Raw genomic sequence first — 22234 nt, forward strand, 5'->3', positions numbered from 1 at the left:
TGGAAAAATCGAGGAGAATTCGAGTTGATTTAGAGAATATGACTTGAGTATTAGAACTAGTATGTCAATAGGAGTAACTAAGTAATTCTTTAATCTTCTACCCAATAGAGGAGTCCTAGAGAAGTAACTCCACCAAAAAAGTGAGCGCCAATCAAATTCACGTTGGCTAACATGACAAAAACATCTAGTGAACGAATCACGTTTTCTGGTTGATAAATTGCCACACCTTGAGGTTGTGCTAAGGCTTTACCTAATATAATTGCAACTGTTTCTTCCGAAGCAATAAACGCTATTAATATTCCTACCAAACTCACGATAAATCCAATACGTAAATTTTGAATTACATCTCCTTTCCTGGGATGATTTTGAGGATTTGGTGTTTGTAAAAGTTTCGCTAATTTTCTGTAACGGAAAGCCCAATATACCCGAAAGCACAGTAACAAAATCCCAACAATAGCTAAAAATATACCAAATCCTATACCTGCATTGTTTGTTTGGGTAGTAATGTTACGGCTGAAGTAAGCCAATAACACAGCAATACCAGAAATTAAGCCTAGAACTAACTGTACCCAAAAACTAATTTTACTTACTAAACGAAAGGTAGTAGCAAATTCTTGTTTACTTGGTGGATTTGAAAAAGATTCCAAATTATTTAACATTTGTACCTCATAATATGTGTTTCATAAATAGCTCAGAGTAACTATTTGCAAAATATTGCTGAATTTAGTTGCTGATTTTTGTACTTTGATTTTTGTAATTTAGATGGACAACAAGATTCTCTTAATTCAGCCTCAACTCAAAGCCAAAAATGAACTATTTATAAATTAAATATTAAAAGTGGAAAACTAGTGGAGAATATATATATTTATCTAAAATTACTACTGGAGAAAGACCTTCCCTAACTATAGATAGATTATTTTTTAGCAAATCTGCCAGAAATTTTCCGCAAGATTATTCATGATTTTAGGAAAGAAATAGCTAAATATGGAATAATGTTTTTGATTGATTATGTGTTTATTTCAAAGCTACTGCTACTTGAACTGCTAATTTTTGAGGATTGAATGGCTTACTAATAATGCCTCTAATGCCCACTTGCATAAATGAACGCTGCTCAGATATACGTCCTTTAGCTGTTAATAAAATCACGGGAATATGTTTGGTTATGTGATTAGCTTGTAGCTTTTTAAAAGTTGTCAAACCATCCATATCAGGCATCATTAAATCCAAAAGAATGGCATCGGGTTGAGATGACTGAGCTAAAAGTAATCCTTGACTACCTGAAGTAGCTGTCAAAACATTCCAGCCCCCCATGATTTCTAGACAAGTCTGAATCAATTGACGGATGTCATCTTCATCATCAATGACTAAAATTTGTTTAGTTTTCATCGTTAATATGTTCGTTGCTGTTAGAATTTATTATCTCTGACTACTTTAATTCCTAAGAGCGATTATTGAGAATGACCATACTCTTAAGATTGATTTCTAAGGTAAAACTTGAAAGTGGAAAACTCGTGTAGAAACCAAATCTATCTAAGGGCACAACTTGAATTAATCAAAAATGCAGAGATTGACGCGGCGATCGCAACTTCTAGGCTATAGCATTGCCTGCTTCAGCGTTCTACTGGCTTTACTGCTGACACTGCTTCTATGGCAGCTACATAGGCTGAATTCTATTTACCCGTTGTTTTTAGCTGCCGTCATGGTTAGTTCCTGGTATGGTGGTTTCAAACCAGGATTGGTGGCTACTCTTTTGTCTGCTATCGTCTGCGCCTACTTCCTTTTACCCCCTTTTGATTCTCTGGCGGTGAGTGGGTTTAGTGTAGTGGGATTAGTTCAGTTTGTGTTAGTAGGATTGTTGATTAGCTCACTCAACTCCGCACTGCGCCAAGCGCGATCGCAAGCTCAAATGAACGCACGAATAGCTCAAGAAAATTATGAACGTCTACATCAAAGTCAGTATAATTTACGGCAAAGCGAAGAACGTTATCGCTTACTAGTAGAAGGAGTAACTAATTATGCAATTTTCATGCTAGATCCAAATGGTAACTTTACCACTTGGAATATTGGCGCAGAACGTATATTAGGCTATCAAGAAGCAGAAATTATTGGTCAATCTTTTGAGCGAATTTTTTCACCCGCAGCAATTGAGCAAGGATTACCACAACAAGTATTAAGCACAGCGCTAAATTCAGGTTTTTCTAGAGAGAATCGCTGGCATATTCGTAAAGATGGCACATTTTTCTATGCTCAGTGTATAATCACACCTTTACGAGATGAAAATGGCAATTTGCGCGGCTTCTCGAAAATCATGCAAGATATTACTGAGCGCAAACAAGCTGAAGAAGAAAGAGAGGAATTACTATTAAGAGAACAAGCCGCACGCAGCGAAGCAGAAGCCGCAAACCGTTCTAAAGATGATTTTTTAGCGATAGTTTCTCATGAATTACGTACCCCCATGACTGCAATTATTGGTTGGGTGGGGATGTTGCGAACAGGTGCATTAGATGAGGATAGAGCCAGTCTTGCACTTGAGACAATTGAGCGTAATGCTAACTTACAAATGCAACTGATTGAAGACTTACTTGATATTTCGCGTATTGTGAGAGGAGAACTTTCACTTTATATTGATTTGGTTGATTTAGTAGAAGTAATTACAGCCGCCATAGAAGTTGTCCAAACATTAGCAGATGCTAAAAATATTCAACTTGAAACTATACTTGATACTTCTATCGCTAAAATTTGCGGTGATTCAGATCGCTTGCAACAAGTTATATTAAATTTACTCACCAATGCAATTAAATTTACACCTAAGGGCGGTAGAGTTGAAGTGAGATTATCATTAACTGCTGAGTTAAATTCTTCTTACTCAGCACTCATTGAAGTGAGTGATACAGGCCAAGGTATTAGTGCTGATTTTCTACCTCACGTATTTGAGCGCTTCCGCCAAGCAGATAGTACCCATACTCGCTCAAATAAAGGATTAGGTTTAGGATTGGCGATCACACATCATGTAGTAGAGGTGCATGGTGGTACAATCACCGCTCAAAGTCCAGGGATAGGACAAGGAGCGACATTTACAGTCAAGTTACCGATTAAATCTGAGCAATTTTGAAAATATCGCTTCTATCCACGACTTTTCCACTTTTGCCAGCTAACTTCAAAGGTGTAACTCAGGCATTTAATGGTGCGATCCATGTAGTTCATAAAATTGCCTGATACTATAGCAATCCTAAATGAAGAGTAGTTGACAGTCAACAATCAACAGCACAGACGCGATTAATCGCGTCTGTACAAAACAGTCAACGATGTAAAAATATTGGAAAAATTGAACAATGAATAATATTTGGTCACAACGATTTTCTGCGTTGCTTATTTGCTCCACAGTGACAATATTTGGTGGTGGATTATCTGCTCAAGCACAAACTCCACCAACTCCTGGTAAAACCTCAACAACAGCAGTCGATTTGATTCCTCAGCCAACAAAACCTGCTGCGGAAACTGCTGCTGAGGTGGCGCAAGTCGATATTAACCCAGGTCGAACTACTCGTAGTGGCTCCAGCTATATTGGCGTGGCTGGGAACATTGGTTTAGGTGGTGACTCAGCTTTAAGTGAAGGTGGCTTTATGATCATCAGTAAAATTGGCTTGACACGTAGTATATCTGTGCGTCCATCTGTGGCTATTGAGGACGATCCTGTGGTTTTGGTTCCTCTAACTTATGACTTTAACTTGCGTAGTGCAGATGCTTTGGATGAAGACTTAGCTGTTGCACCCTATGTTGGCGCTGGTGTAGCTATTGAAACTAGTGGTGATGCAGATGTCGGTTTGCTTGTTACTGGTGGTGTAGATGTTCCGCTAAATAGTAACTTCACCGCTACAGCAGGGGTAAATGCAGCATTTCTCGATCAAACAGATGTGGGATTGATGATCGGAGTTGGCTACAACTTCACAGGGTTGTAAGCAAAATTTTGAGTTTATACCCTTAGCTAGAGACAAAACTTTCTCTAATGCAAGATGGTTAGCATATAACAATCTACTGCACCAAACTGTAATCTCAAACCTCTGGTTGATGTGAGTGTGCTTGAGGCTCCAGAACAAAGTGAGAGATGAGGTATGAAAAGTATAAAAATCAACTCATTTATTTTGGCATTAGTAGCAGCCCTGAGTGTGATTTTGCTCTCCACAACGGCTCTAGCACAAACTGATGTCAACATTAATAACAGTAATATTGTCCGGTTTGGAGGTGATGTAATTGTCCCTCCTGGGCAAGTATTAGAGAATGTTAATGCGATTGGTGGTGATGTGACACTCCAAGAGGGTGCAAGAGTCACCCAAACTGCGATCGCTATTGGCGGAAATGTAATTTTAGAACAGGATGCTCGTGTTGATGGTGATGCTTACGCAGTGGGAGGCGAAATTATCACATCTGCAGGAGCTACTATTGGTGGTGCTTCAGGTACAGTCTTAGAAAATGGTAGATGGGGTATGCATGGTAGACGAAGGGGAACTAGCAGTTTTGTTGTTCGCTATTTATTAAATACTGCGTTTCACCTGATCAACGTCCTCATCGGAACTATTATTGGTGTTGTCATCTTAATGTGGCGACCAAACTTTTTGCTCAATTTGGCAGCAACTATTAATCAATATCCCCTACAAAGTGGGTTATGGGGATTAGGCGGTTTATTTGCTGTGATTTTACTAGTTATTATCCTTGCAGTGAGCTTGATTGGTATCCCGTTTTTACCCTTGATTGGTTTAATGGTTGGCGTTACAGTCGTACTCGGAACCCTGGGAGTGACGCTTTGGGTGGGAGAAAGAGCCGCTTCTAGGGAGCGATCGCCTATGCAACAATTTCTCATCGGCGTGCTGATTTTAACTTTAATCGGTGTGATTCCTGTACTGGGTGGACTAGTTTTGTCAGTGGTAAATATCTTTGGTTTTGGTGCATTACTGCTATGGTTAGCCAAAAAACAGCGTTTAAAAGCAGTATAAAAAAATCTCGCTAAAAAAATTAGAATAGTCCAATTTAGTGTTTCATCTAGCCCAAAAATAGTTTAAGGAAGAAAAAGAGAATGCGCTACATTTTAATTCTTGCAATGTCGTTCTGCATCCTATTGTCAGGTTGTGAATTCTTTATTCCTCACACCAGCGATGCGATTTCTCAGACAAAGCAATTGCAGGAATTGCAAAAGCAAACTAAACAAATTCAACTACAAACAGAAGCACTGGAGCGATTATCAGATTCCGCCGCAAAACTCGCTAATCCTCAGAATTGAAAAATTTCAGTAAGTTTATTAATTAAGTATTCAAAATTAAAAATGAATTCGGAAAAATTCGCTGTCTCTAGGGTATCTGAATTTTCACATTTTTTCGCCTAAGCATTACTTTTGATAGATGTATGATAACAAGAAAACTAGCATAAACTAAGTTATCAAGATTTCAAAATTTGATGATAGCGCTTATGGTTAAGTTGATAAATAAATATTTTTCATGAGAATTTTATTGGTTGAAGACGATGATTTGCTGGCTCAAGCTGTAGCAATACATCTAACTAAACAACATTATGTAGTTGATATTGCTGCTGATGGACAAGAGGCTTGGGAGTTTGTAAATGTTTGTAACTATGATTTAATTTTGCTCGATATCGTTCTGCCCAAGCTAGATGGTATTAGCCTTTGTCAACAATTACGGCAACAAGGCTATCAAATGCTGATTCTGCTGTTAACTGCAAAAGATACCAAGACTGATAAAGTTATGGGTTTAGATGCAGGCGCAGATGATTATGTTGTTAAACCTTTCGATTTTCAAGAGTTATCGGCTCGGATTCGCGCTTTACTTCGTCGGGGAAATTCTTCTTTACCTCCGGTTTTAGAATGGGGACATTTACGTCTAGATCCGAGTAGTTTTGAAGTAACTTATGATAGTCAAACTCTACATTTAACCGCCAAAGAATTTAGTATTTTAGAACTTTTTTTACGCAACAATCAGCGCGTATATAGTCGGAGTGCAATTGTAGACTTATTGTGGGGTGCGGAAGAAGATCCACCAGCAGCAAATACTATTAAGTCTCATATTAAAAGTCTGCGGCGAAAACTGAAAGCAGCAGGTGCTAACTATGATTTTATTGAAACGATTTATGGTGTGGGTTATCGCTTAAAACCCTTATGTCAGGAAATCGAGCCACAAGCAACACAAGAGCAGCAGCAAACTTTGTTAACAGCCGTTGCTCAGGCGCGAGAGGTTTTTAAAGCTAAAGTTGGCTCGCGCATTGCTGTATTAGAGCAAGTAGTCAATAGTTACAGACAAGGTATTATTCATACTCAACTGCTTGCTGAAGCAGAGCAAGAAGCTCATAAGCTAGTTGGTTCGTTGGGAAGTTTTGGTTTTATTGAGGGTTCACAATTAGCTGAGGAAATAGAAGATTTACTTGAGGGTAAAGCATTTATCTCCGTATCAGAGTGTTTACGTTTAGATCAACTCGTGATGCAGTTACAACAGGAGTTAGATAAAACTCCTGTTGAGCTAATAAATAGTGAACCTCGTCAAAATCTGCTACTTGTAGTTAGCAATCATGCAGAAGTAGTAGAACCTTTAGTTAAAGAAGCTGCAACTGAGGGAATGAAAGTGAAGATTGTCAATCATCTTGCTGCTTTAGATGATGCGATCGCATTTTCAAACCCCAATGCAATTTTACTTGACTTAAGTATTGGTAATTACACTCAAGATAGCTTAAATTTTGTTAAGGAGTTGTCTAGGCGATCGCCTGCAATACCTACATTAGTAATTACAGACAAGAATAATTTTCTTGAGCGTCTCGAAGTAGCGCGTGCTGGCGGACGCTCTTTTTTACAGAAATCTCTGCCACCCCAGCAAATTTTACAGGCGATTACTCAAGTCATACAACCAACTCAGATCACTGGTAAAAGAATCATGGTTGTTGATGATGAACCAAAAGTCTTAACTGATATACAAAAACACTTGGTACCTTGGGGAGTAAAATTAAATACCTTGAATGATTCACGACGCTTTTGGGATATGTTCTTAGAATTTTCTCCCGATTTATTGATTTTAGATGTAGATATGGCTGATATAAATGGCATCGATATTTGTCAGGTAGTACGCAATGAACCCAACTTTAACTCATTACCAGTGTTGTGTATTATTGATAGTTTAGATGCAAATATTGTTGAGCAGTTATTTGCAGTTGGCGCTGATGATTGTTTGAGTAAGCCTATCCTATGTGCAAAACTTATCAACCGCATTTTTAACCTCTTAAAACGAACTCAACCTTAGGTGGATTTAATATCAGTATTTTAGTAGCTATTTTAAATTACATAGGTAGACAAAATTGCTAAAAATAACAGCAACCTTGGGGGTGCATTGTGCGGTTGGGACAATTAATCGGCTTTCTCGCTCTTGTTATATGTCTTTACATTTCGTGGCAAATTCGGCAAATTCTGTTAGTGATATTTGCAGCCATAGTTTTAGCGACAATTCTCAATCAAATCGCGATTTTTTTCCAAAGATTTCGTATTAAGCGGGGTATTGCCGTTACTATCTCAGTTGTGCTTGTGCTGCTTGTTTTAGTTGGTTTCTTTGCCCTGATTGTGCCGCGTCTTGTAGAGCAATTGCAACAATTTAGTGATATTATGCCTATGGCATTAGAACGGTTGCGATCGTGGAATAACTGGTTACTAAATGTTATTCCTGACCAAATGCTAGAAAATATTCGAGGGTTGAGATATATAACTCAAGGTTTACAATCTTGGTTAGATCAACTAATTAATAACTTCTTTTCATTGCTTAGTAGGTCTTTGAGCATTGCTTTAGGATTATTGCTCTTTGTTGCCCTCACTATCATGCTCTTAGTTAATCCAGCGCCATATCGCCAAGGATTTATACTTTTATTTCCTGCTTTCTATCGTCGGCGGATTGATCAAATTTTAGATAAGTGTGCAGCATCTTTAACTGGCTGGATCAAAGGCACACTTTTGACGATGTTACTTATCGCCACATTGAGCTATATTGGCCTATTAATTTTAGGAATACCATTACCACTAGTAAACGCTGCTTTGGCTGGATTGCTAGAGTTTATTCCCAACCTAGGCCCAACATTGAGTGTAATTCCACCTGCACTTTTAGCCTTGAGTGTAGCGCCTTGGAAAACTGCTGCGGTGGTAGCTCTATACTTTGGTATCCAGCAGTTTGAAAGCCTAGTTATACTACCTTTCATTATGAAAAGTCAGGCCGATGTATTGCCAGCAGTTACTTTGGTAGCAGTAGTAATTTGTGGTAACTTTTTTGGCTTTTTAGGTGTGTTTCTGGCTGTACCATTGGTAATTGTGCTGCAAACTTGGATTAAAGAAGTTTTAGTAAAAGATATACTCAATAATTGGCAGGAATATAAAAAAGATAATCAAGTAACACAACCTTTAATTACAGATAATAAGCAAGCTAATTCAGTCCTTAAGTAACTGATCTTGTCACCTAAAATTTGCCGATAAATTTAAGGCTGGGTATTATTTTAATAGTAGTGCTTCAGGTATGATTGTTAATTGTAGAGTCTGTCTTTTGCGTTGTAATTCTAACTTATCGTCTACCTCCACGAGTAAGCGAATACTCAGATGTTGCAGAATTATTTGTCCATTCTTGTAATGCAAAAAGACTAATTAAAGCTGCAATTCCAGCCCCTAAAGAGTCCATAACTAAATCGATAATCGTATCATCTAAGCTTTCAATAACTTCAGTACTCAAAATTTTGCCAGCCGACCATTCCATAACCTCCCATACAGCACCAATAGCAATACCAAAACTAGTAATAGTTAGTAAATACAAAATTCTATGATTCCGAAAAATATTCAACATGGAACTATAAACTAAAAAACTCAGTGCTAAGGTAATTGCAAAAGTTGTATAAGCATGAACAATTTCATCATAGGGCCCCGGCATATTAAATAAACCCCAAACCCAGCCGATCGCATTTACCAAAGCTGCTACTACAAATAAAAAATCAAATAAAGTTGGTAATTTGTCATCCCGAATTACAAATACCAGAGATGCTATCAAAAAAAATCCTAAAGCTAAAGCATTTACCCAATTACCCTGAACTGAGGCAAAAATTACAAATATTGCTAATAGTGCTTGTCCTACCCAAGCTAATAATCGATATCCTCGCCAATTTATAGTTTTCATTTTTTGCTCTTATGTTCGATAAAATTCCAATTTTTAATTGTATTGTTGTAGTCTAAAGCTTTAATTACTGCATGATACTTTCGCTCTACATCTTGGCAGTCTTGCTCTTGCAAAAGCCCTTCTCGACTATCTTGTAAAATCATGTCAGCATGACGCTTGAGGGATGTAGAATATTGCCGATTGTTTGTATAGTTAGCGATAGTCGCTATAGCTTCTAACAACCTAATAGTTACTCCTACATCCGAATTACCATATTGCCGAATTTGGTTAAAGGCACGATCAAGTAATTCTGTAAAATTAGTTCCTGGGGCAATAATGCGTAGTTTGTGGTTTTGATCGTAGCGGTAAGGTGAAGGAAAATCCCTTTGAACTAATTGGCAAAAACCTGCACTGAGTCTGTCAATACAACGAATTGCTGTGAATGGATCGTTGATACCCGGAGAGATGGCCCGTAAGGCAATTTCTACTAATTGATCTATGGGAAATTCTATATCTTGCTGCTCTGTACGTTCCATACCTAAAATAAAGGCATCATTGATTTGTTTGACAAGTTTGGAATTCACGCTTTTTTGGGGAAAAATTCTGACTAAATCGCTACCTCTAACTAGAAATTTTCCTGGTCGAGTTTCCAAGCGAATCAGCAGATTATCCTTGCAAGCAATATTCATAATTTCTGCGTCATCTATGGCTTGCAGATAACCTGTTTTCATCACTGGAATCGGGTATGATTCCTCCTCAAAAAACATGGGAATTGATGCAGTAACATCTTGTTCGGTTTGATCTTCTCCAACTTTTTCTGGAAACAGGCGCTTGATTGTTTTATCTAAATCATGACTGACATTGATAATGACATGGGATGCCTGAATAATAGTTGAAGCATGATGGATAAAATAAATCAGGACACCAATGCTAATAATTGCTAGTAAAATACCGACTGTCACAGAAAGTTGCGGCACAAATAGGCTGTATCCGTCCCCTTCTCCATGAATCGTCCGCAGTACCAGCAAGCAGTAAATAAATGTACTAAGAAATGTCCCCAGAGCAAATTGATTACCCGTATCTTGCATAAAGTTACGTAGCAACCGAGGGCCAAAATTGGATGCAGCAAGCTGCAGGGCAACAATTGTAATTGAAAAGGCTGTAGCCGCAACACTCACCATCGAACCTGCAACAGCTTCCAGTAGCGATCGCGCTCCATCTGCACCACCAGTATAAATCCACCAGTAATTAATATCTGCATTGCCAGAGCGGTCAAGATTTAGCATAATGAATGCCAAAGCTGTAGCCGCTATCGCCATAACTGCGGGAATAAACCAGTAGCTTGAGTGCAGTTGATCCCAAAGCTTGCTTAACTTAACATTTCTCATTGTTCGTCAAATTGAGAATCTATGTTGCCATTCCCATCATGAGAAGAACGTTTTTGCGCCAGGAACCTTAGAGAATCGCTGATGCGGCGAGGCTTTGGTACTTCCCGATTACCAGATGGCCAACCTTCGCGCTGACGGGAGCGATCGCCATCTGTCTCTTCAGTTTGGTCATGGAATAAAATTTGTTGGGTGGGGAAAGGTAGATCTATACCATTGGCGGTGAGGGTTTTCTTGATTGCAGTTAAGACGCGATCGCGTGAGGTCAGATCGTCGGCTCTTCTGGGTGGTTTAATCCACCAACGGGCGCGGATATTCACAGTACTTTCAGCTAATTCCATCACCAATACATCAGGCGCAGGATCTGACAACACCTCATCAACACTCTGCATTGCTTGGAAAATTAATTGCTTGGCTCGGTCAATATCATCACCATAACCAATGCCGACATCATACTCTAAACGACGGTTTTCAAAGGCAGTATTTACAGTCACAGAATTGGTGAACAATTCCGAATTAGGAATCACAATCCGCCTACCATCATAGGTTCTGATGGTGGTGGCGCGGGTCTCAATATTTTCTACTGTTCCTTCAAAACTTTTAAAGACTATTTGGTCATTAATTTGAAAAGGTTCAGTGAGTAAAATTAAAATTCCTGCTAAAAAGTTCTGCAAAATATCGCGGAAAGCAAAACCAATTGCTACCCCACTGATTCCTAAAAGTTGTACTAAATCACCTGCTCTAAATGTAGGTATGACAATTGATAGAGCGATGAATAGTCCTACGAGAATTGTTGTCCCCTGTGCTAAACGCCCCAGTACTAATCCTAAGTTGCGGGCTTGACGACGGTTTCTTGTTAACCGTTTGACAACTTTCTTAATTGCCCTCGCAATGAGAAAGAAGATGACAAAGACAATTAATGCCAACACCATATTAGGAAGCAGTGCAATAAATCCATTGAGCATGTCTTGAATTTGCTTCCAAACTACGGATATTTCTGCATTCATGTTACTTGCTGTGACTGATAAACTAAAGATGAAAATTCCAGCGTTGAGAAGTGACACTGGTAGTAAATAGCCAAAAAGACTAGTACAAAGCCTACCAGCAATAAATAGTGCTTTATTGCTGGTGGACATCCATAACTTTCTTAATCAATGCATTTGCGATCTGCAAAATTGCACTGAAATTAGCGCATCTGTTGACGCTTATCAACAATTTCTACTGTGGAATCATTGCTGGTAGCGGGAGTATCTACAGTTCTTTGGCGATCGCCATACATCTCATCGGCTCTCGAAGGAGTGCGATCGGGAGCATTAGAGATGTTATATGTTCTCCAATCACGAACCCCACGACTTCTGAGAATTGAACCAGCACGCTCAATTTCATCACCAAAGCCTTCCACCATTACCAAGTAGTCACCTTGGGAAACGCGATCGCCGTAACTTCTGGCTTCTTCCTCTGGAATTCCTAAACCAGTTAGCGCTCCGATAATACCTCCTGCTGCTGCGCCAATACCAGCACCAGCCAAAGTAGTTGCGAAGGTTCCGGCTGCTAAAAATGGCCCTGCGCCTGGAACCACTAAACTTCCAAGACCGACAAGTAAACCGCCAACACCCCCCAAGACTGTACCAGTGACTGCACCAGCACCAGCACCTTCTCGTGCCTCATTATCACTTGTATCTCTCACCTGAGTACCAGCAATTTGCTCGTTCTGCTCTGTATCTTTCGCCAATACAGAAACTCGATCCATTGAGAAACCTGAGTTTCGCAGTTCATTTAAAGCCTCTTCGGCTGCTTGTCGATTAGGAAATGTACCAACTGCACGCTTGTATTGTTGAGTTGTCATTTTTCCTCCTAAGACTATGACAAATGTATTCACATTTGTTCAATTACTGTTACAGTCTCTCTGCTCAAATCAGAATTTTCATCAGCCAAGAGGTTTACTTGTTATCTATCCAAAGTCAGTATTGCACCAGACAGCAAGGCATAAAATCGCAATCATATAAAGTTGTAAAAATGCGAATTATAAAAAAATTTTGACTATCATCTCTGACCTATGACTGAAGTTAATGAAAAAATAATTAATTATTATCAAATTAATAGTTAAACAAGGAAATATTTGTAAAAAGTAATTGACAAATGATGATTTACTGAGATTTTGAGATATCAAAATTGTTTGTCAAATCCAGCAAAATCAATTACTTGTAAGCGAATATTTGCAGCGCATTGAGAGAATTGCTGCCAAAACTTTTTTTAATTAGTTTTGTATTTATGAGCCTTGGTGATACTTGAGGCTAAAAGATTTTGTTGTTGTTTTTCCAAGGAGTATTAGTTTATGAATACTCAATTTATACGTTCAAAAATTCTTAGAGTTAGCTTGTTCTCAGCATTGGTGTTAGGAGTGCTACCTGTTAGTATGACACCAGCTAGAGGACAAACAAGCTCTACACTTACCAACATCATAGCTGATGGTAAACTCACTGAATACTCACCATCAACTGCACCCATACTTGTTCGTGGTACTGTGACACCAGCAGTCAGAGATGTACAAACCTTCCTAAAGCAGCAAGGGTTTTACAATGGATCGATTGATGGGATATATGGGCCTAATACATATTCTGCCGTAGTCACTTTTCAGCGATCGCGTAATTTAACTGCCGATGGTCGAATTGACCAAAACACTTGGGAGGCATTGCTGGATGCCTATAATCGCAACACTCCTGTCAATTCCAATAACCTCAGCCAATACTCGCTAAACACTGCACCTATTCTGACAATTGGTAGCCAGGGTCAAGCTGTTAAGGATATCCAAGCATTTTTGAAACAGCAAGGGTATTATACAGGTGCTGTTGATGGCATATATGGTTATGCAACTGCTGCATCTGTAGAAGCATTCCAGCAACGTTATGCCAATTTACAAAATGATGGCATTGTTGGTCGAAATACTTGGAGTACCATCCTAGATACTGTAAGTTAGTCTCAACAGTAGCGATCGCACTATTCTCATAACAATAATATGGCGGTCGCTATTACCGCTATAACAATCTGTCCACAGTGCTGGAAGATAGACCTTGGACTTAGACTGAGCCTAAATATTTGGTTGGGTGTAAAATGGGTGTAAAGATGATGAGCAAGCCCGAAGTCTTGGAAAATAAAGGTTGAATTCACCTTCCCAAGGTGAACTTCGTGGGTTCGAGTCCTTCTCTTGGTAGTGAAATCAACATAGCTAAAACATCGCTTTCAAATATCAAACGTGTCGAACCTATACCAACCATAAAAGGAGACAGACCTTATCCTACTAATGTAAATTATATATTTAGCCGCCTAACTGCTACTTATCAACAACAGTTGCAGAAACTAAAATTGACAAATATTCCTGCTGTTGGGAGTATCGGTTTATTTACGGCTGGGCTAGAACCATTAACAGAAACTTTTAAGCAGCCTGGAGAAAATGTTAAAGATGCTGTTGAGCGTTTAACAGCTACATTTCAACTTCTGGTAGCATCTCGCATTCTCAAAACTACTTTAAATGCTAATTCTTCTGCTCTAGATGTAGAATTAGCAGTGAATTTAGTCGAGGAGCTCAATCAAATTATTGCCAGAATAACTACAGCAAAAGGGAGAACTAATCGTCAGCAACAAAACATTTATGACCGGAAGTTACCTGTAAATAAATTATTTCAATTCCAAGTGAAAAATAATGAAGATATACCAGTTTACCTGACAATTTTATTGGTTGATTCCAATGGAGGTATTGCGGTCAGAAATTTCTCGATTTGGCTTTGAATCCCCAGTTGTATTTCGCGATCGCATTCTCAAAGGAATCGAAGAAACATCTGAAGACGTTTGGACGTGGTTACCAGAGTGGAATTCATGCGGGAATTATTATCGAGGTAGATATTATTAATACTCTTACTTTCTCGGTACGATACTTTTATTAGTTAATTTAATAATTACGTAATTTTCTTCGTAATATGCAAAATTATTATTTAAAGTTTTTTCTCAAAGGCAAACAAGAACCGTTTATTTATCAAATAACAAAGCAAACAGCAAAACGAGTCGAAGAATTTCTCAGCAACAATCAACTTGTTACAGATGGTGGATTTTTGGAAATTGAAGATACAGCCCAACGTCAAAATTTTTACATTAGAAGTTCTTACATACAGATTTGTCAGATTTTATGGGATTTTTCACCTGATGAAGATATTAGTGAGAGTGAGGATACCCGTCATTCATTAATGCTGGTTTTAAATGATAGGAACGAGAATTTATATTATTCTTTCGTAAAATCAGAGGAGTTACAGCAACTTATTGATAACGTAACTATTATGGATAGTGATACGGAAAAGAAATCTTTTGTTAGGGTGATTGACGAAGATGGAGAAGTTAATTTCATCAGAACTGCGGACATAATATTAATCGGCTATTGCTTTGATGACCTTCCCTATGAAGTTGATGATTTTGAGCCAAATTAAATACAAAAATTCGACCTTTAATGACGAGAACAATCAGGTTGTATACAAGTATTATTTTGCCTTTTCTTCTTTCTCATAATCCTCATCATCGAGTTCTGCAAGTCCACTAATTACAACAGGTGGGCGATCGGAAAATTTGACAACAAGTTCAAGTTCCCCTCCCATTGCATTCAAATAACCGCGTAGAGTTGACAGCAGAAGATCAGTACGTTTTTCCAGCTTTGAGATACTATCCTGGCGAATCCCTAACAATTCTGCCATTCGCTCTTGAGTAAGCTCCCTTGCTTTTCTGATATCCTGAAGCGTCATATATTCAGCAATTAACTCGGCTGCTCGTGCTTCGATTTTTTCGACGCGATCGCGTGGAAGTTTTTGCATTATTTCATTGAGATTCTTCGCCATCACCAATACTCCTTATTCTTGCAATCGACTCAGATGCTCAGTAAATCGTTTATCAGCTTTTGCTATAAGTTTTTTGTAAAAGCGCTTTTGACTCGTTCCTGCTTTATCTCCAGCCATAAGCAAGATTCCTTGGCGCTTTGGATCGAAAGCAAAAGCGACTCGCCACACTCCACCTGATGCTTTAAACCGAAGTTCCTTCATATTGTCATACGAAGAACCATTGAGCGTATCCGCATAAGGTCTTTTAAGATGCGGTCCCTGACATTCAAGCAATTTTGCATAAGCCAGCAATTCATCCTGAACTTCTTGGGGAAGCTCATAGAACTCAGGCTCAAATTCTTCATGAAATAAAACTTCCCACGCCATACTCTAATATTATGACTTCAAAGCCATATGGATTCAAGTCCATTTTAAATCCGAAAGTTGTACTTTCAGCGCCTAAATACCGAGACCATAGGAGTAAAAGGAGGAGTGATTTTTGGTCAAATTGAGTTTGGGGGTAAAGTTACACCCATTACACCCATTAGAAAGTCCCAACCTCAATTAGATGAACTTTGGGACAAGTATAGCGAGTTTAAGAAACCGCAAGTTAGTCCGAGTACTTTCGCCAAAGACTTTACTAAGCATCGAAATCACATTGCTAAGTTACCAACGCGATCGCTAGATGAGGCATCTGCTATTCGAGATCATCTGTTATCGAATCTCACTCCAGATGCAGCAAAGCGCTGCTTAACCCAACTGAAAGCTTGTTGTAATTGGGCAATGGATGAGGGATTAATCGACACTAACCCTTTTGCCACTATGAAAATCAAAGTCCCTAAGGGTACTTCCGAGGAACAGGACGTTAATCCTTTTACCAAGGAAGAGAGAGATTTAATTATTCGTACTTTCGCTAGCGATCGCTACTATAGCCATTACACGAACTATGTGCGCTTCCTTTTCTTCACGGGGTGCAGACCATCGGAAGCAGTTGCCTTGAAATGGAGGAACATTACTAATAGTGTGATTCAGTTTCGGGAATCTGTTGTTGTCTCCGAAGATGGCTTAGTCCTCAAAGAAGGACTGAAAACCCAAAGAAAACGGGATTTTCCAATTAATGCAGAGGTAAAAGCAATTTTAGATGAAATTAGACCTGAGGGAGATAACCCTGAATCTCTATTGTTTATAAGTCCCAAAGGAAAATTTATTGACCATCACAACTTTGCTAACCGTGCATGGAAGTCAATCTTAGATAAGTGTAATGTCCCTTATCGTAAAAGCTACCAGACACGACATACCTTTATTAGTTTATGTGTGGAAGCACATATTAATAGCACTGCGATTGGTAGATGGACTGGAACTTCAGCCAAAATGATCGACAACCACTATGGTGCAACCAACTTTACAAATCTCAGACCACCTGAGCTTTCCTAAAATTGCAATGTAAAGATTACCATCAGGTTCTATGACTCTCTTAGACTTTAGGATCAAGAAAACTGTAGAACCTGAAATTACATCAAGATGATTGATGCCTTTAAAAATCTGAATTGGTGTTGCTGATTTAGAGTACTAATTTACCTGATGCAAAAACCAAAGTTCAGAGAATAAGACTGAAAGATATGTAATTTTAAAACTTTCTGTCTTTACTGTGAATGGTATTTATCTTAAGGGGAAAATCTGCTCTATCTCACAGAACTATTTCCAAGCCCAGAAGTTTGTTAAGACTCCCCACAAGAATATGTTCCTTAAATCCACACACCATGAAAAGCTGCACAGATGGTAGGCTATCGCAATAGATTTCTAGCCATGATTGTAAGCTAGTTAAGATAATGCCATACCTGAGGCTAGATACACCAAATTTACCTACTTTCCTGATTTGCTCGAAAAATGCCTTGTGAAGGATTTTTGAACATTGAAGGAACCATATTTATTGGGGGATCTTGGTAATGGTAGCTAAAACTATGTTGGGTAAGTTTTTAATGGCAACTTGTGAGCACCCATAATGATTTAGCCAATAACTTGAGTATTAAGTAATATAAATTTTAATCTATACAAAATGCTTTAAGTTAAATTTTTAACTATCGTTTTGAGAACAAGTTCATCAAAATTAAGTAATGGTAGTTCTTTACCTTGCACTGCTTATACGACATACATACCATGCTTTTAGAAGCTAAAGCAGTTCGCTCTTTGTGGAGTATTAGCTGGCATGGCACTTTTGAATATTTACATTTTAAGTATAATCAGCTATAACTCGAATTAAGAGTGTAAAATAATACACAATTATTAAGGCGTATGAGAAAGTATGAGTGAAATGGGTGAAAATCAACCTCTTACTAGAAGGGAACGTATAGCTGAGATACTTGAGAAACGCAAACCTTTGTCTCAAAAAATTGACCAAGCACGTAACTATGTTAAAGAACTATTGTCAGCGTTGAGCTTGCTTGACGACTTGATTCCAGAGTATCAGAGACTTAGCGCATCTTCTGAAAATCTCAAGAAAATTGCAATAAATGAAATTATCGTTACTAAAGACATTCAGTCAACTCTAAATTCTCAGCTAGAACATCTTTTTTACTTATACGAACGTTTCTCTAAACCTCCTCTAAAAATTGCTGTGGCTGGTCTTCCAAAGGAAGGAAAAAGCACTTTTATCCGTGCAGTTACTGAACTAAGGGAGGAGGTAATTCCTTCATCAGAAGAATTATGCACAGGTGCATCATCTACAATTTATAATCATGACAGCACTGAAACCTATGGAGAGATAGAGTTTTACTCTAGTGATGTTTTCCTTAAGGAAGTAATTCAACCTTATTATAATGAATTAAACCTAACAGATAAGCCGATAAGTTTGGACGCATGGAAGCAACCTTCATTTACAAAGCAAGATGCGATCGAACAGACAAAGTACAAGCGTCTGTTAGCATATTATGAAAAATACTCTAAATATAAAGACTACTTAAACCAAAAGCAGATAAGAGTTGCAGAGAATGATATTCGGCAATACATTGCTCAGGTAGATATAAATAAACAACCAATTGATATATACCGGTCTGTAAAAAATGCCACAATATATACAAAATTTCCCAATCATGATGTTGGTCAAATTGCTTTGTTAGATACTCCTGGGCTGGGAGAATTACGAAGTAGAGAAGAAGAGAAATTGGTAGAAATCCTTCGTAAAAGTGCAGATATTGTAATTTGTCTTATTCTTCCAAAACATAAAGCATTTACTTATCAGGAAAGCCACACTAACTTTTTCAGTCTAATGCAGAAAGGAATTGGACAGGCGGATAAGAGATGTCTGCTAGTACTGAACGATGACGGTAATAACTCTCAAGCTTGTCAAAGACTTTCTCAGCAAGATAAGCTAGCTGAGTGGACTTTAACTTTCGCTAAAGTTTTCGTTGCTAATTGCTCTAAGCCTGAGCAAGTTCAATCTCAAGTAGTCGATCCCACTATTAATTATTTAGCTGAAAAAATTTCTTCGCTTGATTGGGATGACACACAACATAGGTTTAATAGTATTCTTGAACAATGTGCCCAGACCTCTGATATTCTGCATAGAATTAACGTAGAATCATCTGGAAATATAGACATTTCTAGCCAAAGATACAGAAAACTGTTCGAGAAGGACTTTGTGCCAAAACTGAGTAATGCATTCAAGCAAATGCAACAGTATTTTTTTAACAGGCAAGATATTTCATCAGTTAAGAAAATAGTGAGAGATAAGGTCAATGCTCTTGAGTTTAGCATTCCTTCTGCACAAGAAATTGAGTTACGAAGAACGCCAAAAGAAACCTACGACAAAGTATTTATAGAAATATTAGGAGAACTTCGTGTACAAGGATGGCGGCACTTTCAAGACCTTGATATTCAACTTAGTCCATTGGTAGATGAATTAAAAAAGATTGTTGCAGATGAGTTCCATAAAATTGGATTAGACAGGTTATCAAACAGAGAGGGCAGTGATTTCATTGAAAATATTTATACTTTAATTCCAAAAACTTGTCCAATGCTCAAATTAGCATTTCAAATGCTTAAAGAATTTGAATTGGCTTACTTTTGGTTAATTAGAGTTAAGATTTATGAAGGGCTAGAAATTCTAGATCCTCGGAAAAATAATTTAAAACCAGACAGCAGCAATTCTAGCAAACCAGTGACAGCAGAATTATTTTACCAAGCTCTAGATGCAAGCTGCATAGCAGCTAAGTCTAAACTACTTGCTTTGCTTGGTGGAGATGCTACAGATGACTTTTCTCCAAATAATGCTGTGCGAGCAGCTTTGGAGGAGTTTATTGATTTAGTATTTTATGCTTGGGACGAGCAGGGTAGAGGAATCGTCTCAGGTGAATGGCAAGACTTTCTAGAACCCCATAAAAGAAAAATTTGGGCAGAAGATTTCGGAAAACTTGAGCAAGAGATTGAGTTGAGAGACAAACTATCTAACGCCGTGGAGCAAGCGAGAAACTCTATAACGAAATTACAGCGAATCTGCAATTTGGAAGGTGTATTATGACTACTTTTAGAGTTTTAATGCTTGGTTATCAACGAGTTGGTAAGACAAGTCTTTTAGCTTCTATGTACAGAGCAACTCAAAAAGAGCTTGCTGGAAATTATCAATTCCAAATAAAACATGGAAATGATCTAACATCTCAACTTCTGAGTAAAGCAGAAGATAACTTAAAATGTGCAACTGAATATATTTTTGGTGATGCAATTGCACCCACGAATGTATTACGTACCTTTTTATTTCAAATGTACTCGAATGAGCAAATGCTTTTTCAAGTGGAATTTTTGGATTACCAAGGTGGTAGACTAATGGATTCGAGTACTTCTGATGCAGCAACGGTACGAGAGTGGTTAAATACATGTGTTGCTGTCATTATTCCTATTGACTCACCATCTCTGATGGAAAGTGAAGGTGAGTGGGCTAAGTTGATCGATGAATGGAATAATCCTGAGGGCATTGAAAATATTTTCAGGTCAGAGATGAATAGAAATACCCCCAGATTGGTTATCTTATCACCTGTTAAGTGTGAAAAATATATTCAATAACAAAGAGGTGAAGAACTCAGAAGGAAAGTAGAAGATGTATATGAAAATCTACTTCATTATCTCAGTGCAGAACCTGATTTAAGAAAGAATTGTATTGTTATAGCACCAGTTCAAACAATTGGGGGGCAGTATTTACTGGCTTTAAAAAAGATCCTAATAAAGGAATCCGACCGACATACGTTAATACTAAAGGCGAATATAAACCACAGGATGGAGATCAATTACTCAGGTATATAGCTCGCTTTGCACTGGCTCGTATCAATAAAGAAAATCTTGTTCGATTTAATGAGATTAACCAAAAAATTGAAGAAGGTGGTTTATGCCCTCCCTCAGGGGCAAGACAAGAAAAAGAAAATCTGACGAAACAGATCATATTGATGAAGTCAGGATTGGCACAATTCTCTCAAAGTTGCAAGCAGGAAGGCGCTTTTAGAATTGTTAGCGGGGGAAGCTTACTAAATAGTTAAACCTAAATTTATGGATATCTTTGTACAAAGTAGAGGCGAAAAATGGTCACAGGAATATACTTGGGTCAAAAATAATCAAAAGACAGATGAACCCTCTATATTGCATCCTTTACGTCCAGTTATTTATGGAAATAATAAATCAGTTTTTTACATAACACATTTTTATGATTGCGAACAACCTTCTATCATAGTTGTGAGATCTAAGGAACAACTACTACTTCTATTAACTGGTATCAAAGCAGAATGGGATGCTCCTGGCGGAGCAATTTATCATTCTGTAGCTTGGTTGAGTAGCAGTAAGTCTCTTTCAAGAGAGGAGAACGTCATACGCAAATTGATAATTCGTGCTTTGGATGACAGGTTGCAGAATGAGATTTCCTCAGTCATAACTGCAACTACCGAAAATGAACATGGTTTTTATATAAACATTAGCAGACTTGAACAGCTTGAAAAAGATGAAAGTTTGCTACTTGTCAATGGTAAGAGTGATGATCATATTGACAAGATAGGTACAAATAATGAAAAGTTGAAAGCTGATCTTATAAAGGAGTTGACAAGTCAGAGTTTACTCCAAGAAGAAGGTGTTCTGATTGTGGTAAGTGACTTTGTTACTAAAGAAGTTTTTCGAGAAGCAAAAGTTTGGCGAGGTTTGTCCGGGAAATTGAAGAATGAAGCTTGGGAGGCGTATGAGCGAGAAAAAAAGTCTCCTCCAGAAGAGGAATCCTGGAGAAGGAAGAAATTAATTTTGGTAATGTTATTTCTGGTGGCAGTAATATTAGCAGTGCTGTTAATAGGTCAAAGCCAGAGGGAGAATCCTTTGTTCAACCCCCAACACCCACAGAAAGAGCAGAAACAGACAGAAAAAAGCGAACACAAAGAGCAGAAACAGGCAGAGAATCCTGTGATAACACCTCCAAGCGAACACCAGGAGCAGAAACAGGTAGAGAATCCTTTGACCCCACCTCCAAGCCAACGCCAGGAGCAGAAACAGGTAGAGAATGCTTTGACCCCACCTCCAAGCCAACACCAGGAGCAGAGTTTGATGATGAGCGTTCCGATCAAGAAGACTGCAAAAGTAAACCTTCAAGACCACAGCTAATTGTTTTACAGCAATTTTCAGGTAAATAGACCACAGTGATGGAACCAACCGAAGGCATCATCTTCGGTAATATAATTGACAGCAAAAGCCATTGATTGGTCGAGTGATTCCAATGTGCGTGCTTCACAGGAACGGAGAAATTGCTTGAGTTTCGACAAACACAGTTCTATGGGAGATAAATCCGGAGAGTATGGAGGTAAAA

22 protein-coding genes and 1 pseudogene are annotated in these 22234 nt (G+C 38.3%); 14 read left to right on the plus strand and 9 right to left on the minus strand.

The genetic code is table 11. From position 1 onward, the window contains the following. Nucleotides 1-89: 89 nt before the first annotated feature. Both H6G08_RS28075 and H6G08_RS28080 read right to left on the minus strand, forming a co-directional pair. A complete protein-coding gene (locus H6G08_RS28075) occupies nt 90-659 on the minus strand; it encodes a DUF3611 family protein (protein WP_190549074.1) in 570 nt (189 codons plus the stop codon). A 355-nt stretch (nt 660-1014) separates the two neighbouring features. After that, complete coding sequence (locus tag H6G08_RS28080) at nt 1015-1386, minus strand: response regulator (RefSeq protein WP_190549077.1); 372 nt, start codon at nt 1384-1386, stop codon at nt 1015-1017. A 172-nt stretch (nt 1387-1558) separates the two neighbouring features. Between H6G08_RS28080 and H6G08_RS28085 the strand changes: the two genes are divergently transcribed. The 6 genes from H6G08_RS28085 to H6G08_RS28110 all read left to right on the plus strand — a co-directional run bounded on the left by H6G08_RS28085 (nt 1559) and on the right by H6G08_RS28110 (nt 8473). Further along, a complete protein-coding gene (locus tag H6G08_RS28085) occupies nt 1559-3112 on the plus strand; it encodes a PAS domain-containing sensor histidine kinase (protein ID WP_190549078.1) in 1554 nt (517 codons plus the stop codon). 220 nt (nt 3113-3332) lie between these two features. Continuing rightward, nucleotides 3333-3959 carry a hypothetical protein gene (locus tag H6G08_RS28090; protein ID WP_190549081.1) on the plus strand — a complete coding sequence of 209 codons (627 nt, stop codon included), beginning with the start codon at nt 3333-3335 and terminating at the stop codon, nt 3957-3959. 153 nt (nt 3960-4112) lie between these two features. Continuing rightward, on the plus strand, nt 4113-4991 hold the full coding sequence (locus H6G08_RS28095) for a DUF8173 domain-containing protein (RefSeq protein ID WP_190549083.1): 879 nt from the start codon (nt 4113-4115) through the stop codon (nt 4989-4991). Nucleotides 4992-5071: 80 nt separating this feature from the next. After that, a complete protein-coding gene (locus H6G08_RS28100; RefSeq protein ID WP_190549086.1) occupies nt 5072-5275 on the plus strand; it encodes a hypothetical protein in 204 nt (67 codons plus the stop codon). A gap of 214 nt (nt 5276-5489) precedes the next feature. Next, nucleotides 5490-7292 (plus strand): response regulator, encoded by a 1803-nt coding sequence (locus H6G08_RS28105; RefSeq protein WP_190549089.1) that lies wholly within the window; start codon nt 5490-5492, stop codon nt 7290-7292. An 89-nt stretch (nt 7293-7381) separates the two neighbouring features. Next, entirely contained in the window at nt 7382-8473 is a 1092-nt protein-coding gene (locus H6G08_RS28110) for an AI-2E family transporter (RefSeq protein WP_190549091.1), read from the plus strand. 115 nt (nt 8474-8588) lie between these two features. On the opposite strand, the gene H6G08_RS28115 is transcribed toward H6G08_RS28110, so the two are convergent. The 4 genes from H6G08_RS28115 to H6G08_RS28130 form a co-directional block, all read right to left on the minus strand. Further along, on the minus strand, nt 8589-9191 hold the full coding sequence (locus H6G08_RS28115) for a DUF2238 domain-containing protein (protein ID WP_190549093.1): 603 nt from the start codon (nt 9189-9191) through the stop codon (nt 8589-8591). After that, nucleotides 9188-10558, minus strand: a complete 1371-nt coding sequence (locus tag H6G08_RS28120; RefSeq protein WP_190549094.1) for a DUF2254 domain-containing protein — start codon at nt 10556-10558, stop codon at nt 9188-9190. The genes H6G08_RS28115 and H6G08_RS28120 overlap by 4 nt, the downstream gene beginning before the upstream one ends. Next, nucleotides 10555-11562, minus strand: coding sequence for a mechanosensitive ion channel family protein (locus H6G08_RS28125; RefSeq protein WP_190549120.1), 1008 nt, complete (start codon nt 11560-11562; stop codon nt 10555-10557). Before H6G08_RS28125 ends, H6G08_RS28120 begins: the two co-directional genes overlap by 4 nt. A gap of 179 nt (nt 11563-11741) precedes the next feature. Continuing rightward, nucleotides 11742-12401, minus strand: a complete 660-nt coding sequence (locus H6G08_RS28130) for a general stress protein (RefSeq protein ID WP_190549096.1) — start codon at nt 12399-12401, stop codon at nt 11742-11744. A 489-nt stretch (nt 12402-12890) separates the two neighbouring features. Here H6G08_RS28130 and H6G08_RS28135 point away from each other — a divergent pair, with 489 nt between their 5' ends. The 3 genes from H6G08_RS28135 to H6G08_RS28145 all read left to right on the plus strand — a co-directional run bounded on the left by H6G08_RS28135 (nt 12891) and on the right by H6G08_RS28145 (nt 15030). Continuing rightward, nucleotides 12891-13532, plus strand: a complete 642-nt coding sequence (locus tag H6G08_RS28135) for a peptidoglycan-binding domain-containing protein (protein WP_190549098.1) — start codon at nt 12891-12893, stop codon at nt 13530-13532. 209 nt (nt 13533-13741) lie between these two features. Then, nucleotides 13742-14341: a hypothetical protein gene (locus H6G08_RS28140; protein ID WP_190549100.1), complete on the plus strand. Its 600-nt coding sequence runs from the start codon at nt 13742-13744 to the stop codon at nt 14339-14341. 188 nt (nt 14342-14529) lie between these two features. Continuing rightward, a complete protein-coding gene (locus tag H6G08_RS28145; protein ID WP_190549102.1) occupies nt 14530-15030 on the plus strand; it encodes a hypothetical protein in 501 nt (166 codons plus the stop codon). A 51-nt stretch (nt 15031-15081) separates the two neighbouring features. Here the strand turns inward: H6G08_RS28145 and relB are convergent, their stop codons facing one another. Both relB and H6G08_RS28155 read right to left on the minus strand, forming a co-directional pair. Continuing rightward, the gene (gene relB / locus H6G08_RS28150; protein ID WP_190549104.1) at nt 15082-15432 is read right to left on the minus strand and encodes a type II toxin-antitoxin system RelB family anti-toxin; all 351 of its coding nucleotides are present in this window, start codon (nt 15430-15432) and stop codon (nt 15082-15084) included. A gap of 12 nt (nt 15433-15444) precedes the next feature. Next, a complete protein-coding gene (locus tag H6G08_RS28155; protein ID WP_190549106.1) occupies nt 15445-15798 on the minus strand; it encodes a type II toxin-antitoxin system RelE/ParE family toxin in 354 nt (117 codons plus the stop codon). A gap of 105 nt (nt 15799-15903) precedes the next feature. Here H6G08_RS28155 and H6G08_RS38560 point away from each other — a divergent pair, with 105 nt between their 5' ends. The 5 genes from H6G08_RS38560 (at nt 15904) to H6G08_RS28180 (ending at nt 22032) form a co-directional block, all read left to right on the plus strand. Then, nucleotides 15904-16845, plus strand: a complete 942-nt coding sequence (locus H6G08_RS38560; RefSeq protein ID WP_313943009.1) for a site-specific integrase — start codon at nt 15904-15906, stop codon at nt 16843-16845. Between the two features lie 868 nt (nt 16846-17713). Beyond that, entirely contained in the window at nt 17714-19927 is a 2214-nt protein-coding gene (locus H6G08_RS28165) for a dynamin family protein (protein WP_190549108.1), read from the plus strand. Next, nucleotides 19924-20466: a hypothetical protein gene (locus tag H6G08_RS28170; protein WP_190549110.1), complete on the plus strand. Its 543-nt coding sequence runs from the start codon at nt 19924-19926 to the stop codon at nt 20464-20466. Before H6G08_RS28165 ends, H6G08_RS28170 begins: the two co-directional genes overlap by 4 nt. A gap of 89 nt (nt 20467-20555) precedes the next feature. Beyond that, nucleotides 20556-20933: a hypothetical protein gene (locus tag H6G08_RS28175; RefSeq protein WP_190549112.1), complete on the plus strand. Its 378-nt coding sequence runs from the start codon at nt 20556-20558 to the stop codon at nt 20931-20933. Between the two features lie 10 nt (nt 20934-20943). Next, nucleotides 20944-22032, plus strand: a complete 1089-nt coding sequence (locus H6G08_RS28180; protein ID WP_190549114.1) for a hypothetical protein — start codon at nt 20944-20946, stop codon at nt 22030-22032. 17 nt (nt 22033-22049) lie between these two features. Here H6G08_RS28180 and H6G08_RS38760 read toward each other — a convergent pair. After that, nucleotides 22050-22234: pseudogene (locus H6G08_RS38760) on the minus strand (IS630 family transposase); the annotation flags it as partial.

This window comes from Calothrix anomala FACHB-343, assembly GCF_014696435.1.
Classification (GTDB): Bacteria; Cyanobacteriota; Cyanobacteriia; order Cyanobacteriales; family Nostocaceae; genus Aulosira; species Aulosira anomala_A.

Coding starts and splice junctions, on each gene's coding strand:
- H6G08_RS28075 (WP_190549074.1), bottom strand. CDS start 659: ATGTTAAATAATTTGGAATCTTTTTCAAATCCACCAAGTAAACAAGAA.
- H6G08_RS28080 (WP_190549077.1), bottom strand. CDS start 1,386: ATGAAAACTAAACAAATTTTAGTCATTGATGATGAAGATGACATCCGT.
- H6G08_RS28085 (WP_190549078.1), top strand. CDS start 1,559: ATGCAGAGATTGACGCGGCGATCGCAACTTCTAGGCTATAGCATTGCC.
- H6G08_RS28090 (WP_190549081.1), top strand. CDS start 3,333: ATGAATAATATTTGGTCACAACGATTTTCTGCGTTGCTTATTTGCTCC.
- H6G08_RS28095 (WP_190549083.1), top strand. CDS start 4,113: ATGAAAAGTATAAAAATCAACTCATTTATTTTGGCATTAGTAGCAGCC.
- H6G08_RS28100 (WP_190549086.1), top strand. CDS start 5,072: ATGCGCTACATTTTAATTCTTGCAATGTCGTTCTGCATCCTATTGTCA.
- H6G08_RS28105 (WP_190549089.1), top strand. CDS start 5,490: ATGAGAATTTTATTGGTTGAAGACGATGATTTGCTGGCTCAAGCTGTA.
- H6G08_RS28115 (WP_190549093.1), bottom strand. CDS start 9,191: ATGAAAACTATAAATTGGCGAGGATATCGATTATTAGCTTGGGTAGGA.
- H6G08_RS28120 (WP_190549094.1), bottom strand. CDS start 10,558: ATGAGAAATGTTAAGTTAAGCAAGCTTTGGGATCAACTGCACTCAAGC.
- H6G08_RS28125 (WP_190549120.1), bottom strand. CDS start 11,562: ATGAATGCAGAAATATCCGTAGTTTGGAAGCAAATTCAAGACATGCTC.
- H6G08_RS28130 (WP_190549096.1), bottom strand. CDS start 12,401: ATGACAACTCAACAATACAAGCGTGCAGTTGGTACATTTCCTAATCGA.
- H6G08_RS28135 (WP_190549098.1), top strand. CDS start 12,891: ATGAATACTCAATTTATACGTTCAAAAATTCTTAGAGTTAGCTTGTTC.
- H6G08_RS28145 (WP_190549102.1), top strand. CDS start 14,530: ATGCAAAATTATTATTTAAAGTTTTTTCTCAAAGGCAAACAAGAACCG.
- relB (WP_190549104.1), bottom strand. CDS start 15,432: ATGGCGAAGAATCTCAATGAAATAATGCAAAAACTTCCACGCGATCGC.
- H6G08_RS28155 (WP_190549106.1), bottom strand. CDS start 15,798: ATGGCGTGGGAAGTTTTATTTCATGAAGAATTTGAGCCTGAGTTCTAT.
- H6G08_RS28165 (WP_190549108.1), top strand. CDS start 17,714: ATGAGTGAAATGGGTGAAAATCAACCTCTTACTAGAAGGGAACGTATA.
- H6G08_RS28170 (WP_190549110.1), top strand. CDS start 19,924: ATGACTACTTTTAGAGTTTTAATGCTTGGTTATCAACGAGTTGGTAAG.
- H6G08_RS28180 (WP_190549114.1), top strand. CDS start 20,944: ATGGATATCTTTGTACAAAGTAGAGGCGAAAAATGGTCACAGGAATAT.